8 protein-coding genes and 3 pseudogenes are annotated in these 16129 nt (G+C 71.5%); 5 read left to right on the top strand and 6 right to left on the bottom strand.

Features of this window, described 5'->3' with window-relative positions; genetic code table 11:
- Window positions 1–73 precede the first annotated feature (73 nt).
- Window positions 74–691 (bottom strand): TetR/AcrR family transcriptional regulator, encoded by a 618-nt coding sequence (locus tag ACRQ5B_RS03730; protein ID WP_432397076.1) that lies wholly within the window; start codon window positions 689–691, stop codon window positions 74–76.
- A 123-nt stretch (window positions 692–814) separates the two neighbouring features.
- Between ACRQ5B_RS03730 and ACRQ5B_RS03725 the strand changes: the two genes are divergently transcribed.
- The 4 genes and pseudogenes from ACRQ5B_RS03725 to ACRQ5B_RS03710 all read left to right on the top strand — a co-directional run bounded on the left by ACRQ5B_RS03725 (window position 815) and on the right by ACRQ5B_RS03710 (window position 5940).
- On the top strand, window positions 815–1495 hold the full coding sequence (locus ACRQ5B_RS03725) for an NADPH-dependent F420 reductase (RefSeq protein ID WP_432397074.1): 681 nt from the start codon (window positions 815–817) through the stop codon (window positions 1493–1495).
- A gap of 179 nt (window positions 1496–1674) precedes the next feature.
- A complete protein-coding gene (locus tag ACRQ5B_RS03720) occupies window positions 1675–2529 on the top strand; it encodes a Rieske 2Fe-2S domain-containing protein (RefSeq protein ID WP_432397071.1) in 855 nt (284 codons plus the stop codon).
- Between the two features lie 199 nt (window positions 2530–2728).
- A pseudogene (gene ppc / locus ACRQ5B_RS03715) lies at window positions 2729–5567 on the top strand (phosphoenolpyruvate carboxylase).
- Between the two features lie 67 nt (window positions 5568–5634).
- Window positions 5635–5940: a hypothetical protein gene (locus ACRQ5B_RS03710; RefSeq protein WP_432397069.1), complete on the top strand. Its 306-nt coding sequence runs from the start codon at window positions 5635–5637 to the stop codon at window positions 5938–5940.
- A gap of 3 nt (window positions 5941–5943) precedes the next feature.
- Here ACRQ5B_RS03710 and ACRQ5B_RS03705 read toward each other — a convergent pair whose 3' ends face one another.
- The 3 genes and pseudogenes from ACRQ5B_RS03705 to ACRQ5B_RS03695 form a co-directional block, all read right to left on the bottom strand.
- Window positions 5944–6609 carry a DedA family protein gene (locus ACRQ5B_RS03705; RefSeq protein WP_432397066.1) on the bottom strand — a complete coding sequence of 222 codons (666 nt, stop codon included), beginning with the start codon at window positions 6607–6609 and terminating at the stop codon, window positions 5944–5946.
- A 27-nt stretch (window positions 6610–6636) separates the two neighbouring features.
- Window positions 6637–7632, bottom strand: a complete 996-nt coding sequence (locus ACRQ5B_RS03700) for a pseudouridine synthase (RefSeq protein ID WP_432397063.1) — start codon at window positions 7630–7632, stop codon at window positions 6637–6639.
- A gap of 72 nt (window positions 7633–7704) precedes the next feature.
- A pseudogene (locus tag ACRQ5B_RS03695) lies at window positions 7705–9269 on the bottom strand (PLP-dependent aminotransferase family protein).
- Window positions 9270–9329: 60 nt separating this feature from the next.
- Between ACRQ5B_RS03695 and ACRQ5B_RS03690 the strand changes: the two are divergent.
- Window positions 9330–9929: pseudogene (locus ACRQ5B_RS03690) on the top strand (YczE/YyaS/YitT family protein); the annotation flags it as partial.
- A gap of 192 nt (window positions 9930–10121) precedes the next feature.
- Here the strand turns inward: ACRQ5B_RS03690 and ACRQ5B_RS03685 are convergent.
- Entirely contained in the window at window positions 10122–10961 is an 840-nt protein-coding gene (locus ACRQ5B_RS03685; protein WP_432397060.1) for a DNA-formamidopyrimidine glycosylase family protein, read from the bottom strand.
- The gene (locus tag ACRQ5B_RS03680; protein WP_432397057.1) at window positions 10954–16074 is read right to left on the bottom strand and encodes an Lhr family ATP-dependent helicase; all 5121 of its coding nucleotides are present in this window, start codon (window positions 16072–16074) and stop codon (window positions 10954–10956) included. The genes ACRQ5B_RS03685 and ACRQ5B_RS03680 overlap by 8 nt, the downstream gene beginning before the upstream one ends.
- Between the last annotated feature and the right edge of the window lie 55 nt (window positions 16075–16129).

Genomic DNA, 16129 nt, shown 5'->3' with positions numbered 1-16129 from the left:
CTGACTGGCAGTAGATGTCGTTTTGAGGGCCCAAAACGGCATCTACTGCGAGCTAGTTGGGTGGGCGGGTGATTTAGGGGACGGCGACGGCGGCGGCCACCAGCTGCTCCGCGGTGGACTTGGCGGCGGCCGCGGCGGCGGGGTCGCCGTCGAGCACCCCGCTGGCCAGGCCGCCGTCGAGGATCAGGGTGAGGCTGCGGGCGAGCGCCTCCGGATTGCGGGCGCCGGCCTCTTCGGCGAGCTCCGTGATCCAGGCCAGGATGGACTGCTTGTGCACGACGGTCTGCTCGTGCACGCGGGTGCCGGAGGGGGACTCGGCGGCGGCGTTGATGAAGGCGCAACCGCGGTACCCGTCGCGGCGGCAGGCCGTGGTGAGGGCGTCGAACAGCCCCACCAGCTGGCGGGCCGGGTCCGGGCCGGCGGCCTCGGCGGCCGCGTGCAACTGCCCGGACCAGACGCCGTCCACGTGCTCCAGGTAGGCCAGGATCAGGTCGTCCTTGGCCGGGAAGTACTTGTAGAACGTGGCCTTGGCAACGCCGGATTCCGCGATGATCGTGTCGATCCCTGCGGCCCGCAGGCCATGGGCGTAGAACAACCGGAAGGCCGTGGCCAGGATCCTCTCCCGCGCCTGGCCGGCGGGCGTGCGGGCCGCCTGCGGTGTGGCCGGGGCGGGTGCTGCTGCTGGACTCATACCTCCATGCTACAGACCGGTCTGTCTGTGCACCCTTGTGCATAGACAGATCTGTCTGGTAGCGTCCCGGCTAGAGGTAGACAAACTTGTCTGCAAACAATCCCCGTCCCCAGTGAGGTCACCATGAACATCGCAGTCTTCGGCACCGGAACCGTCGGCCCCGCCGTCGCCGCCGCCCTCGTCGCGCTCGGCCACGACGTCGTCATCGGCACCCGTGACCCGGAAGCCACCCTGGCCCGCACCGAGGCCGGCCCCATGGGCGGCGTCCCCTTCGCCCAGTGGCACGCCGAGCACCCCGGCATCCGGCTGACCACCTTCGCCGACGCCGCCGCCGGGGCTGACCTGATCGTCAACGCCACCAACGGCTCCGGCTCCCTCCCCGCCCTCACCGCGGCCGGCGAGGAGAACCTGGCCGGCAAGGTCATCATGGACATCGCCAACCCGCTGGACTTCTCCCAGGGCTTCCCGCCCTCGCTGAACCCGGTCAATACGGACAGCCTCGGCGAGCAGCTGCAGCGCGCCTTCCCGGCGGCCCGGGTGGTCAAGACGCTGAATACCATGAACGCCTCCGTCATGGTGGACCCCGGCAGCGTGGCAGGCGGCGACCACTCCGTGTTCGTTTCCGGCAACGACGTCGACGCGAAGGCCCGGGTCTCCGGCCTGCTCGCAGACCTGGGTCACCGCGACATCATCGACCTCGGCGACATCACCACCGCCCGCGGCACCGAGATGCTGCTCCCGGTCTGGCTGCGCCTCTGGGGCGCGCTGGGCAACGCGGACTTCAACTTCAAGATCGCGCGCTAGGGCGGCTCGCGGGGGAGGCGGGGTCTCCGGAGCGGGGTCCGGGGCCAAAGGTCCCGGGCTTTGAAGCTGCCCGGGTGGAACACTGGGTCCATCTGGCGGCCCGGCAGTGCCGGGCCGCCCCAGGCGACCGCAGTCTCCCGTGCTGTGCGGTCGTTCCGCCCGCCACCGGAGGAGCCGTTATGAACCCGATGGATTCCGTCGTCGCCGCCATCGAACGCCTCGACGGGCTGGACGGTCCGGCGTCGGCCCTGGCCGGGCTGGTCGGCAAGGCGGTGCAGCCCCGCGCCGTCCGCAACCTGCTCAGTGGCACCGTCCTGGGCCACCCGCTGCACCCCCTGCTCACGGATATCCCGATCGGCGCGTGGACCATGGCGTCCCTCCTGGACACCGTGGGCGGCAGGGAGATGGAACCGGCCGCGGACCTGCTGGTGACCGTGGGGATCGCCGCGGCCGTCCCGACGGCGGCGGCCGGCCTCAACGACTGGTCGGACACGGCCGGAAAACCGCGCCGGGTGGGGCTGGTCCACGCCGCGGCGAACACGGTGGCCCTGGGTCTTTACGCCTGCTCCAGCGCCGCCCGCTTCCGGGGCAACCGGGGCGCGGGGACGGCCCTGGGCCTGGCGGGGCTGGGCGTCCTGACCTTCGGCGGGTTCCTCGGCGGCCACCTGAGCTTCGCCAATGCGGTCAACGTCAACAGGGCCGCGGACCGGAACGGGCCGTCGAAATGGACTCCGGTGCTCGACGACGCCGAACTCCCCGAGGGCGGTTCGCGCAAGGTCGAGGCCGGCAAGGTCACCGTCCTCCTGTACCGGACCGGCGCGGCGATCCTGGCCATCGACAGCGTCTGCAGCCACGCGGGCGGCCCGCTGGAGAAGGGGACGATCGACGACGGGTGCGTGGTCTGCCCCTGGCATGGGAGCACGTTCCGGCTGGCGGACGGCGACGTGGTCCGCGGGCCGGCAACCCGGCCGCAGCCGGCCTATGACACCAGGGTCAACGAGGGGCGGATCGAAGTCCGGCGCCGGGCGGCCTGACCGGCGTCGTACCCGGAACCGGTGCGCACGGCGCCCCGCCGTCGTGCGCGGAGCCTGCCCCCGCCGTCGTGCCCGTCCGGCCCACCCAACGGGATGGATTCCCCGCTCGGCGCGTGAGGCGGGTAACATCCCAGAGGTAACCCGGCTCACAGTATCCAGCGCAGTGTACGAGCCACCTCGAACCTCGAAAGATGCTTCCATGGCTGACACTGCACTGACCTCCGGACTCGAGCTGGCCGACGACCTCGCCGCCGAATTGCGCGCCGACGTCCGCCGGGTGTCCACGCTCCTGGGCGAATCCCTGGTCCGCCAGCACGGCCCCGAGCTCCTCGATCTCGTGGAGCATGGTGCGGCTGCTGACCAAGGAATCGAAGGAAGCCGCCCGGGGCGGCGCGGACGCCACCGGGCCCTGGAGCTCGTACGACGTCGTCGCCCAGGTCCGCGAACTCCTCGGCTCCCTGCCGCTGGACCAGGCCACCGACCTGGTGCGCGCTTTCGCCTTCTACTTCCACCTGGTCAACGCCGCCGAGCAGGTCCACCGCGTCCGCGGGCTGCGGAACCGCCAGGAAAAGGACGGCTGGCTGGCCAAGACCATCGCCGAGATCGCCGAGAAGGCCGGCGCCGGCGTGCTGCAGGACGTGGTCAACGCCCTGGACCTCCGGCCGATCTTCACCGCCCACCCCACCGAGGCCTCCCGCCGTTCGGTGCTGGACAAGGTCAGGCGGCTCTCGGACATCCTGGCTGAACCCACCGCCGAGGGCACCGCCGCCCGCCGCCGGCAGGACCGGCAGCTGGCCGAGGTGATCGACCAGATGTGGCAGACCGACGAGCTCCGCCAGGTCCGGCCCACCCCCGTGGACGAGGCGCGGAACGCGATCTACTACCTGACCGGCATCCTGACCGATGCGATGCCGGAAATGATGTCAGACTTCGCCGACCTGCTGGCCGAGCACGGCGTGACCCTGCCGGTGGGCACGGCGCCGGTCCGCTTCGGCTCCTGGATCGGCGGCGACCGCGACGGCAACCCCAACGTCACCGCCGCCGTCACCCGCGAGATCCTGCAGATCCAGAACCAGCACGCCGTCCGGATCTGCATCGAACTGATCGACGGGCTGATCTCGATGCTCTCGAACTCCACCGCCCTGGCCGGCGCCGACCAGGCGCTGCTTGACTCGATCGACGTCGACCTCAAGAACCTGCCCGGCCTGGACCGCCGCGTCCTGGAGCTGAACGCCCAGGAGCCCTACCGGCTCAAGCTCACCTGCATCAAGGCCAAGCTGCTGAACACCCGCCGCCGCGTTGCCGCCGGCTCCACGCACGAACCCGGCCGCGACTACGCCGCCACCGCGGAACTGCTGGCCGAGCTGGAGCTGCTGGACACCTCCCTGCGGAACCATCAGGGCGCGCTGGCGGCCGACGGCGCCCTGGCCCGCGTCCGCCGCGCCGCGGCCTCCTTCGGCCTGCACCTGGCCACCCTCGACATTCGCGAACACGCCGACCACCACCACGACGCCGTCGGCCAGCTAATGGACCGGCTGGGCGGACCGGGCGTTCGCTACGCCGAGCTGAGCCGGGCCCAGCGGCTCGAGGTACTCGGCGCCGAGCTGGCCTCCCGCCGGCCGCTCTCCGGCCACCCGATCAAGCTCGACGGCGCCGCGGACGGCACCTACGACGTCTTCCGCGAAATCCGGCGCGGGCTGCGCACCTTCGGCCCCGACGTCGTCGAAACCTACATCATCTCCATGACCCGCGGCGCCGACGACGTCCTCGCCGCGGCCGTCCTGGCCCGCGAGGCCGGCCTGGTGAGCCTCTTCGGCGAGGCTCCGTACGCCAAGCTGGGCTTCGCGCCGCTGCTGGAAACCGTCGAGGAGCTCCGCGCCTCCGCCGAGATCGTGGACGCGCTGCTTTCCAACTCCTCCTACCGCGAGCTGGTCCGGCTCCGCGGCGACGTACAGGAAATCATGCTCGGCTACTCGGACTCCAACAAGGAATCCGGCGTCATCACCAGCCAGTGGGAAATCCACAAGACCCAGAGCAAACTGCGCGACGTTGCCGCCAAACACGGCGTCCGGGTGCGGCTCTTCCACGGCCGCGGCGGGTCCGTGGGGCGCGGCGGCGGGCCCACCTACGACGCGATCCTGGCGCAGCCGAACGGCGTGCTCGACGGCGAGATCAAGTTCACCGAGCAGGGCGAGGTCATTGCGGACAAGTACTCGCTGCCCGAACTGGCCCGGGAGAACCTCGAACTGTCCCTGGCCGCCGTGCTGCAGGGGTCAGCGCTGCACCGGGCGCCGCGCACCACCAAGGATCAGCGCGATCGCTACGGCCACGTCATGGACACCGTCTCCGACGCCGCGTTCGCCCGCTACCGAAGCCTGATCGACGACCCGGACCTGCCGGCCTACTTCGTGGCCTCCACCCCGGTGGAGCAGCTCGGTTCGCTGAACATCGGCTCGCGGCCGTCCAAGCGCCCCGATTCCGGCGCCGGGCTGGAGGGGCTGCGGGCCATCCCGTGGGTCTTCGGCTGGACCCAGTCCCGGCAGATCGTGCCCGGCTGGTTCGGCGTCGGCTCCGGGCTGAAGGCCGCCCGCGAGGCCGGCCACACCGAGCAGTTGGCCGTGATGATGGAACACTGGCACTTCTTCCGCTCCGTGCTCTCCAACGTGGAAATGACGCTGGCCAAGACGGACATGGACATCGCCGGCTACTACGTCTCCACCCTGGTCCCGGAGAAACTGCACCGGATCTTCCACGCCATCCGCGCCGAGTTCGACCTCACCGTGGCCGAGGTCCGGGCCCTCACCGGGGAGAACCTGCTGCTGGACGCCCAGCCCGGGCTCAAGCGCTCCTTGGAAATCCGGGACCAGTACCTGGACCCGATCAGCTATCTGCAGGTGGAGCTGCTGCGCCGCATCCGGGCGGCGGGCACGGGGTCCTCCGACGCCGAGATGTCCGGCGGGGAGATCGACGAGCGGCTGCAGCGGGCCATGCTGATTACCGTCAACGGCGTCGCCGCGGGCCTGCGCAACACCGGGTAAGTGGGCGCTGAGGGCCTGGGCGCTACCGGATCTGAGGGAGCGTCAGGGCGGCCGATAGGCTGGGAGTATGCCCTCCTTCCAGACCAGACTGAAGATCACCGGGCTCCGGCAGGGGAACCCGCCCGAAGCCGTGATGGACGCGGCGGTGGAAGCCCTGGGCACACGCCACCACGTGGAGGCCCACCAGCTGGAGCTGGCCGGTGGTGTCCCGCAGCTGAACCTGCGGTTCCAGGTGGAGGCCACCGCCTACGCGGCGGAGAGCAGCCAGGCGCTGGAGGCGGCCGCCATGATGCGCGACGCCGTCGAACGCGTGGCGCTCACCGGGAACCTCACGGTGCTGCGGCGCAACCGCGGCCGCTGGGCGCCGGTGTAGGCCCTAGAAGTCCAGCTCGACGTCGGGGTCCGTCTCCGCGTCCCCATTGTTGCCCGAGCCGGCGCCGCGTTCCACCACGGGGGAGCGGCTGCCGCGGCGGCGCGTCACCACCAGCCCGACGACGGCGCCGATCACCAGTCCCAGTGCCACCCCGATCAGCGAGCTAGCCCAGAACGGCAGCTTGGTGGCCGAACCGGTGGCGTAGCCGAGGCCTACCGACCAGACCGCCCACAGCGTCCCGCCCAGGGCCGCGCAGAAGCTGAACCCGCGGGTGGAGACGTTCGCGATCCCGGCCGCGGCCGTCGTCGCAAGCCGGCCGCCGGGGATGAAGCGGATGCCGATGATGCCGCCGTAGGTGGACGAGCGGCCCGCCTTGGCGATCGCCTGGTGGATGCCGCTGTGGAACTTCCGGCCCCAGCTCCAGCGGTCCAGGACGTGGCTGAGCCGGCGTTTGAAGAGCTGGAAGACCAGCAGGTCGCCCAGCCAGGAGGCGACGGCGGCCAGCAGGATGATCAGGAAGACGTTGGCGCGGCCGTCGGCGCAGAGGGCGCCCCCGGTGATGATCAGCATCTCGGACGGGACCGGCGGGAAGATGGCGTCGCCGATTACCACGGGGACGATCCAGAAGTAGATCGCCGAACCCCAGGTATCAGCATTGGCCAGGTCCATGGCCACAAGTTACCGCATCCGTGGCGGTTAGTCGGCGCGGGCCTCGGAGAGAGTCAGCCGGCTGCGGTATTCGACGGGCTTTCCGGAGACCGGGTCCACGAAGCGGATGCCGCGGGCCAGCAGCTGCAGCGGCTTGGAGTAGTCGTCCGGGGCCTTGTCCAGCAGGTCCGGGTAGAACGCGTCGTTGACAATCCCGAGTCCGAGGGACGCCATGTGCACGCGCAGCTGGTGGGTCTTGCCCGAGTGCGGCTCCAGGCGGTACAGGGCGCGGCGGGGGCTTGCGTCCCGGCGTGCGCCGCCGTCGTCGGTGCCGTTGTTGTGGTCGGCGTCGTCGTTGTGTTCGGGGCCGTCCTTGTGGGCGCCGTCGTCGTGCTCCGCCGCGAAGGTGCGGAGCCGCTCGATCCGGGTCTCCGTGTTCGGCTCACCCTCGATCACCTCGGCCAGGAGGTAGCTGCGCGACTTGGTCATCCGGTTGCGCACCACCACGGGGAAGTCGACGGCGGGGTGGCCGGGTGCGGGCTCCGCGGCGGAGACGCACTCGTATTCCTTCTGGACCTGGCGCTTCTCGAACAGGACCTGGTACTTCCCGCGGGTCTCCGGGTTGGTCGAGAGCAGCAGGATTCCGGCGGTCATCCGGTCCAGCCGGTGCATCGGGATCAGGTCCGGCAGCTGCAGTTGGTTCCGCAGCCGGACCAGGGCTGACTCCTGGATGTAGGTCCCGCCGGGGGTGGTGGGCAGGAAGTGCGGCTTGTCGACCACCAGCAGGTGCTCGTCCTGGTGCAGGATGTTCAGCTCCACCGGCATCCGGGTTTCCGGTGGCAGGGTGCGGTAGTACCAAATGAACGTGTGGTGCCGCAGCGGGGTTGTGCGGTCCAGCGGGATCCCGCCCTCGCCGACGATCTCGCCGGCGTCGAACCGGTCCGCGATGCCTTGCGGGTCGATGTGGCCCCAACGGTGCATCATGTAGTCCATCGCGGTCTCCCACGGACCCTCCTCCGGCAGCCGCAGGCGGGTCGCATTCACGCCGTCGCGCACGGGGAGGGGGATTGCATCACCGGTCCATTCTACGCGGCGGGGTTCCAGTGACGTTGTGCGTCAGGCGATGGCGGCGGAGGGCCCGGGCGCGACTGGCCGGCGCAGTTGCGGGGACCGGTCCAGCCGGTCCTGGGCTTCGAGTAGGGAGAGGACCGCGGTCTCCAGCTGCTCCGGCGGCAGGGTAAAGGGCAGGCGGAGGAACTGGTCGAAGGCCCCGCCGACGCCGAAGCGCGGCCCGGCGGCCAGGCGGAGGCCGACGTCGGGCGCCACGACGGCGAGGCCGGTGCTGACCGGGGCCGGCAGCCGGCACCAGACGGACAGTCCGCCGACCGGCCGCTCCGCCCGCCAATCGGGGAGGTGCCGGGCGATCAGGTCCAGCAAGACGTCCCGGTTGGTGCGCAGCGACTCTAAGCGTGCCGGGAGCGGCTCGTTCAGGTCGCGGACCAGGTGCGCGGCGGCCAGTTGCTCCACTACAGGGCCACCCAGGTCCAGGACGGTCCGGGCCGCGGCGAACCGCTGGATCAACGGCTCGGCCGCACGGATCCAGCCCACCCGGAGACCCGCCCAGTGCGACTTGCTGAGCGATCCGATGGTCACCACAGAGGGGCTGAACGCCGCCATGGGCGTGGAGGGCACGCCGTCGAGGTTCAGTTCCCGGAGCGTCTCGTCCGCCACCAGCACCGTCCCCGATGCTGCGGCGGCCGCGGCAAGCCGGCGCCGCTGCGCATCCGGCATCAGACGGCCGGTCGGGTTGTGGAAGTCCGGGACCACATAGGCCATCGCCGGCCGTTGCTGGCGCAGCGCCGCCTCCATCGCCTCGAGATCCCAGCCCGGGTTACTGGCAGAGTCAATGACGGGCCTGGCATCCTGCCCGTTGGCACCGCCGGATCTCCCCTGGCCGCCCAATTCTCCCGACCCGGCAGCGTCTCCGGCCGCGACGGGCATCGCCACCGGAACCGCCCGGCACCCGGCAGCACGGATGGCGTCGAGGGCATTCGGGTAGCTGGGGTGCTCCACCAGCACCTTCCCGGACCGGCCCGCGAGGGTGCGCAGCACAATGGTCAGCGCGTGCTGCGCGCCGGACGTGACCAGCACCTGGTCCGCCGTCGTCGGCACCCCGGCGGCGGTGTAGCGGTCCGCGATTGCCTCGCGCAGCGGCGCCACGCCGAGCGCGTCGTAGCCAAACCCCGGCAGCAGGGCCGGCAGCTCGGTGAGCGCGGCGGCGAAGGCGCGGTGCACTACCTCGCCGCTGGCCGGAAGCGAGGCGTAGGCCAGGTCCAGGACCCCCTCCGGCGCGGCGAGCCCGGGCGCGCCGCTCAGCCGGCGGCCGGTCTCCAGCGGGTGCGCGCCCCGGGCGGGAATCCGGCTCCGGCTGCGGCTGCCCTGGCTCCCGCTCAGGTAGCCCTGCTCGCGGAGCAGCGAATACGCGGCGGTCACGGTGGTCCGGCTGATGCCCAGGGTCCCGGCCAGAGACCTCTCGCTGGGCAGTGCGACGTCCAGCCCAATCCGCCCGTCGAGGATGAGCAGGCGGACGACGTCGGCCAGCTCGCGGTAGGCGGGGAGGCCCCAGCGTTCCAGCTTCCGAGAAACCGGCCGAGGGATGCGGGGGTCAGCGATCCAGTCATAGGGCCAGTATTTCAAACTGGATATGGAATTCAAGGCCAGTTCTGCGACAGGATGGGTCCATGATGACGCGCAGACTTACCCAGCTCCTGATTGGCCTCGTTCTCTATGGCATCTCCCTCGCCATGGTGATCCGCGCCAGCCTGGGCACCGCGCCGTGGGATGTGCTCCACCAGGGCCTGGCCGGGAAGACCGGGCTCAGCCTGGGCACCGTAGTCGTCATCGTCAGTTTCGTAGTGCTGCTGCTCTGGATCCCCCTGAAGCAGTGGCCCGGGATCGGCACCCTGGGCAACGCCGTGCTGGTGGGTGTCTTCGCCGACATCGGTCTGGCCGTCATCCCGAAGTTCTCGCACCTGGGCGGCCAGGCCGCGCTCCTTGTCGCCGCCGTCCTGCTGAACGGGCTGGCCTCGGCCCTCTACATCGGGGCCGGACTGGGCCCCGGCGCGCGCGACGGCCTGATGACCGGACTCGCACGGCGCACCGGCTGGCCCGTGCGGGGAGCCCGCACCGGCATCGAGGTGGTGGTCCTCGGCGGTGGCTGGCTGCTGGGCGGCTCGGTGGGGCTCGGGACGGTGCTTTACGCACTGGCCATCGGACCCCTGGTGCAGCTGATGCTGCCCCGGTTCACCATCGCCGACCCTACGAAGGGCACGGCGGAGGCACGTGGCACCGCGGCAGAGCCGACGGCTGACGAATCATCGACGAAAGCGGCAGCAGCGCCGCACGACGCCGGTCACGCCGTCGCGGTCGAAGGCACCGCCGAGGGCGCAGCGGACCTCGCCCGGACCGACCCGGAGGAAGCCGTAGCCGGCACCACCGCGCCGGCGTCCTAAGTCGGCGGTAAGCCGTCCGGCTCAGGTCCCCTCGGGTGGTGGCTGGCAGGTCGGGCAGAAGTAGATGTCCCGCTCCTCGGTTCCGGTGGCCTTGGCCAGCACGCCCCTGCGGATCGGGGTCCGGCACTTCAGGCACGGCTGCCGTTCCCGGCCGTAAACCCAGTACGGTGGCCGACCTTCGCTGCGGCCCACCGGCATTCCGTGGGCGTTCAGGATGGTGACTCGGCGGCCGGGACCGAGGTTCGCGCCAAGCATGACCTTCGCGTCCATGATCATGGCCGCCAGGTCCGGGACGGCAGAGACGGGCGCGGCGGGGTGCACCTTGGACAGGAAGCACGCCTCGCACCGATAGATGTTGCCGATCCCGGCCAGGTTGCGCTGGTCCAGGAGGGCGACGCCGATCGGCACGTCGGGGGCCGCGAGCATCCGCTTCTCGGCCTCCGCCAGGTCCCAGTCGGGGCCAAGCAGGTCCGGGCCGAGGTGCCCGACGACGCTGTCTTCCTCGGCGGTGGGCACCACCTCCAGGACGCCGAGGGAGAATCCGACGGCGTCCGCCGTGGCGGTGCGAAGCACGCACCGGGCCGTGAAGCCGGGTTTCCGCCAGCGTCCGCCGGGCGGGTACACCTGCCAGGTGCCCTCCATCTTCAGATGCGAATGGATGGTCAGCCGGTCCTGTGGGCGCGGCCCGGCCACCCGCATCAACAGGTGCTTGCCGCGCGGGACCACCTCTTCCACGGTCCAGCCGCCGAGCTTGAGGGTGGCGAAGCGGGGCACCCGGAAATCGGTGGCCAGCAGTTCCTTGCCGGCCAGGGCGGCGTGCAGTTGCGCGGCGGCACGGAAAACGGAGTCTCCCTCAGGCACGGATTCTCAGTCCCTTCGGGGTGGAGTAGGCGCCGGCCTGCGCCAGGGCGGCCGCCACCGGGGTATCCAGGATGCCGTGGCCGTTCACCTTTTCCATGATCAGTTTGTCGACGGCGCCGCGCTTCACCACGCCCACCAGGGCAGCGCCGGAGGCGGCAAGCACCGCGGGATCGGCGCTGAAGGCCAGCAGTGTCTTCCCGCCGCGTTCGACGTAGAGCACCAGGGCGCCGTCGACCAGGACCACCAGGGCGCCGGCCTTCCGCCCGGGCCGGTGCCCGGTCCCGGCCTCGAGGTCCTGGGCCGGCCAGGCCAGGGCGGCGCCGTAGGGGTTGGCCGGGTCCGTCGCCGCCAGGGCCAGTGCCACCGGTTCGGACTTGTGCACCTCGGCGTCCTCGACATAGGAACGCAGCCGGTCCACCGTGGCCGGGACCGCGAACTGCGCGGCGCCAAGCTGTTCGATGAAGTAGCCGCGGCGGCAGCGGCCCGCCTCCTCCAGCCGGGCCAGCACCTTGTACATCAGGCCGAAGCCGCCCAGGATGTTCTCGGCCATGACCGAGCCGCGCGTGACGACGCCGTAGCGGTCCAGCAGGAGCTCGGCGGTGGCGCGGGCGTGGATCGTGGCGTCCAGCTCGGGTTCCGGCAGCGCCGACCAGCGGCCAGCGGCCAGCGGCGGCGTCGGGGTGGCCGCCGAGGCCGACCCGTACCTGCCGCCCGGCAGGCCCGGGGAGCCGAGCAGACCGGAGCCGTGCGAGCGGCCCAGCCGGTTGAGCCGCGGGGCGCGGGCCCGGGGCGCCCGGCTGACCTGCCGATGCGCGGTATGGCCGCCTGCGATCAGGGCGCGGACCGGGGCGAAGGTGTCGCCTGTGATCCGGCCGGCCCAGGCCAGATCCCAGAGGGCGGAGACCACGTCCTTGTCGCTGAGGACGCTGTCCATCCCGCCGGCGATCTCGGTCAGCTGCCGGAAGAAGTAGCCGCCGCCGTTGGTCCGCAGGTGGTCCAGCAACCGCTGCTGGGCGTCCCCTGGTTCGAAGTCGGGTGCCGGGTTGAGGGTGAGCTCGGCTGAGTCGGCCAGGTGCAGGCTGACCCAGCCGTCGTTGCCGGGTAGCGAGCCTGCGCCGGACCAGAGCACCTCGCCGGCGGCCATGAGCTCGTCCAGCATGGCGGGCTGGTAGTTCGAGACCCGGCTGGCCAGGACCAGGGGCTCCCAGGCGGAGGCCGGAATCGGCACGCCGGAAAGCTGGTCGATGGCCGTGATGATGCCGTCCAGGCCGCGCAGGGCCGACTGGCCGCGGCTGCCGGGGACGCGGACGTTCTGCCACGCTGGGAGGAACCGGCCGTAGGCGGACGGGTCCACGGGTTCCACCTCGGCGCGCAGCGCGGCGAGCGACCGACGGCGCAGTTTCCGCAGCACCTCGGCGTCGCACCATTCACTGGTTCCCGCCAAGGACACCGTCTCCGCCTTCTGGCCGGCGTCGTCGGCCCCGTCGGAGGGGTCGACCGGCGGGGCGTCGGGTGCGGTGACGTGCGGACGGAACTCGCCCTCGACCACACGGCCGTCGGCTCCCAGCCGCTTCAGCGCGGTGCCGACGACGGCGACGCCGAGCCCCAGCCGGGCGGCGGCCTCCGCTGCGGTGAAGGGTCCGTGGGTGCGGGCGTACCGGGAGACCAGGTCGCCGAGCGGGTCCGCTACGGGTTCGATGAAGGCCAGCGGCACGCCCATGGGCAGCGGCACCCCGAGGGCATCGCGGAGCCGGGCGGAGTCCTCGACCGCGGCGAACTTTTCCGTCCCGCCGATGTTGACCTTGATGGCGCGGTTGGACCGCTGCAGCGCGGCCAGGTGCGTCGCCGCCTCGGCGGGCGTCGCGCTGGCGGATACCGCGGTCGCCGGGGCCCCACCGGCCGCAGTACCGCCGTCGTCCCCGGCCCCGCCGTCGACGTACCCGGCCCCGCCGTCGCCGGACGCCGCCCCGTCGCCCGCGGCAGGAGCAGGCGCCGCGGAAACCCCGGCGGGTGCCTCGCCCGCCTCCGCGGTCTCCAGCCGGGCGGCCACCTCCTCAGGCGTGAGGGGACCGAGCAGCCGGAGCAGGTCGGCCACGCCCTCCACGCCGCGCATCCGACGTCCGGGCGCCAAGCGCTGCAGTTCGCGTTCGGTTTCGTCGACGACCTTCGCGTCGAGGAGTTCGCGCAGCTCCACCCGGCCCAGCAGCTCGTTGAGCAGGGTCGAATCGAGGGCCAGGGCGGCGGCGCGGCGCTCGGCCAGCGGCGAATCGCCCTCGTAGAGGAACTGGGCGACGTAGCCGAACAGCAGGGACTTGGCGAAGGGCGAGGGCTGCTGGGTGGTGGTCTGCAGGATCCGGAGCTCACGCCGCTCGATCGCGGTGGAGATGTCCTTGAGCGCGGGCAGGTCGTAGACGTCCTGCAGGCACTCGCGGACCGTTTCCAGCACGATCGGGAAGGTCGCGTATTTGCGGGCCACGTCCAGGAGCTGGGCCGAACGCTGCCGCTGCTGCCAGAGCGGCTGCCGTTTCCCGGGCGTCTGCCGCGGCAGCAGCAGGGCACGGGCCGCGCACTCGCGGAACCGGGAGGCGAACAGGGCGCTGCCGCCCACCTCCGCCGTGACGATCTGTTCCAGTTCCTCGGGGTCGAAGAGGAACAGGTCCGCGCCGGGCGGCTCATCGTCCATCATCGGCACTCGCAGCACGATGCCGTCGTCGGCGGCCATCGCGGAGCCGTCCATGCCGTAGCGCTGATGCAGCCGCTGCCCGACGGCCAGAGCCCACGGCGCGTGCACGGGCATGCCGAACGGGCTGTGCAGCACCACCCGCCAGTCGCCGAGTTCGTCGTGGAACCGCTCCACCACCAAGGTGGTGTCGCTGGGGACCACCTCGGTGGCGGCCTTCTGCTCGGCCAGGTACTGGATCAGGTTGTTCGCGGCGAAGTCGTCCAGGCCGCTGGCCTTGCAGCGTTCGGTGGCGGGCCCGACGTCGGACGCGGAAAGTTCGCGGATGAACGCGCCCAGGGCGCGGCCCAGGTCCACGGGCCGGCCGAGGGAGTCGCCGCGCCAGAACGGCAGTTTGCCGGGCTGGCCGAACGCGGGGGAGACCAGGACCCTGTCGTGGGTGATGTCCTCGATTTTCCAGCTGGTGGCGCCGAGGGCGAAGACGTCGCCCACGCGAGATTCGTAGACCATCTCCTCGTCCAGTTCACCCACCCGGCGTCCGCCCTTGGCGGTGGACTTGGCACCGGAGCCGCCCTCGCCGGAGCCGCCGGAGGATCCGGTGCCCTCCACCTCGGTGCCGATGATGTAGACGCCGAACATGCCGCGGTCCGGGATGGTGCCGCCGGAGGTGACGGCCAGCCGCTGCGCCCCGGGACGGCCCTCGATGGTGCCGTTGTTGCGGTCCCAGACGATCCGGGGCCGCAGTTCGGCGAACTCGTCCGAGGGGTAGCGCCCGGCCAGTAGGTCCAGGGTCGCCTCGTACGCCGAGCGGGGGAGGGACGCGAACGGTGCGGACCGGCGCACCGTGGCGAACCACTCCTCCACGTCGATCGCGCCCAGGGCAGTGGCCGCGACGGTCTGCTGGGCGAGGATGTCCAGCGGGTTGGCCGGCACGTAGAGCCGTTCGATCTTGCCGTCCAGCATGCGTTCGACGGTGATGGCGGTGTGCACCAGGTCCGCGCGGTGCTTAGGGAAGAGGACGCCCTGGGAGATCTCGCCCACCTGGTGTCCGGCGCGGCCTACGCGCTGCAGGCCGCTGGCCACTGACGGCGGGGATTCCACCTGGACCACAAGGTCCACGGCGCCCATGTCGATGCCCAGTTCCAGCGAGGAGGTGGCCACCACGCAGCGCAGCCGGCCGGATTTCAGGTCGTCCTCGATCATGGCCCGCTGGTCCTTGGACACGGAGCCGTGGTGCGCGCGGGCCAGCACCGGATCCGCCCCGGCCGTGCTGCCGGCCTGGGCCATCATCTGCGCGGGAGTGTTGCCGGGGCCGGACGACGCCGGGGTGCCCCGGCCGCCGCCCGCAGCGGCGCCGGGGGACTCAGTGCCAGCTCTGCCGTCGTCCCAGCCGCCGCCCTCGGCCATCAGCTGCCGTTCGACGTAGATCTCATTCAGCCGGGCCGTGAGGCGTTCGGCGAGCCGGCGGGAGTTGGCGAAGACGATGGTGGACTGGTTGGCCAGCACCAGGTCCACGATCTTTTCCTCCACATGGGGCCAGATCGAGGCGTGCGGCTGCAGCCCGGACGCCGGACCGGAGTCGAACGCCCCGGCCGCGCCCTGCAGGTCCGACATGTCCTCCACCGGGACGGAAACGGTCAGGTTCCAGGTCTTCTTCGACGGCGGCGCCACGATCTCCACCGGCGCGGACCCGGCGAGGAACTGGGCCACCAACTCCTTCGGCTCCACGGTGGCGGAGAGGCCGATCCGCTGCGCCGGCTTGGACAGCAGGGCATCCAGCCGCTCCAGCGATACGGCCAGGTGCGCGCCGCGCTTGGTCCCGGCGACGGCGTGCACCTCGTCGACGATGATGGTGTCCACCTCGTCCAGGGTCTCGCGCGCCTTGGACGTCAGCATCAGGAAGAGTGATTCCGGCGTGGTGATCAGGATGTCCGGAGGGCTGCTGAGCAGCGCCCGCCTGTCCGCGGCGGGGGTGTCGCCGGAGCGGACGCCCACGGTGGTCAGCGGCGCGGGCAGGCCGAGCCGCTTGGCCGTCTGGGTGATGCCGATCAGCGGTGCGCGGAGGTTCCGTTCGACGTCGACGCCCAGTGCCTTGAGAGGGGAGATGTAGAGGACACGGGTCTTGCGTTTGGGGGTCTTGCGGCGGCCCTTCTTGGCAGGCTCCGCCGCGGCAGCGGCCTCGGCACCCGGGTCAGCGCCGGCCGGAGCGGAGACCAGCAGCCGGTCCAGCGCCCAGAGGAAGGCGGCCAGGGTCTTGCCCGAGCCGGTGGGGGCCACCACCAGTGCGTGCGAGCCGGAGGAAATGGCATTCCAGGCGCCGTTCTGAGCCGGGGTGGGCGCGGAAAAGGCCCCCAGGAACCACTCCCGGGTCGGCCGGCTGAACCGGTCCATCGCGTCGGCCGCGAGCGTGGTCGCGAGCTCCTGCCCCTTCATTCCTCCATCATGCCTTACGGCACCGACAGTCTTTCGCGGGGGCCGGACCGCCCGG

Origin of the sequence: Pseudarthrobacter sp. L19 (assembly GCF_050859435.1) — a bacterium.
Lineage (GTDB): Bacteria > Actinomycetota > Actinomycetes > Actinomycetales > Micrococcaceae > Arthrobacter.
This window is presented reverse-complemented; position numbering and strand designations above follow the sequence as displayed.

What these genes read in the sequence shown, in the direction of transcription:
- ACRQ5B_RS03720 (WP_432397071.1), top strand. Translation starts at nt 1,675, where the DNA reads ATGAACCCGATGGATTCCGTCGTCGCCGCCATCGAACGCCTCGACGGG.
- ACRQ5B_RS03710 (WP_432397069.1), top strand. Translation starts at nt 5,635, where the DNA reads ATGCCCTCCTTCCAGACCAGACTGAAGATCACCGGGCTCCGGCAGGGG.
- ACRQ5B_RS03680 (WP_432397057.1), bottom strand. Translation starts at nt 16,074, where the DNA reads ATGAAGGGGCAGGAGCTCGCGACCACGCTCGCGGCCGACGCGATGGAC.
- ACRQ5B_RS03705 (WP_432397066.1), bottom strand. Translation starts at nt 6,609, where the DNA reads ATGGACCTGGCCAATGCTGATACCTGGGGTTCGGCGATCTACTTCTGG.
- ACRQ5B_RS03730 (WP_432397076.1), bottom strand. Translation starts at nt 691, where the DNA reads ATGAGTCCAGCAGCAGCACCCGCCCCGGCCACACCGCAGGCGGCCCGC.
- ACRQ5B_RS03725 (WP_432397074.1), top strand. Translation starts at nt 815, where the DNA reads ATGAACATCGCAGTCTTCGGCACCGGAACCGTCGGCCCCGCCGTCGCC.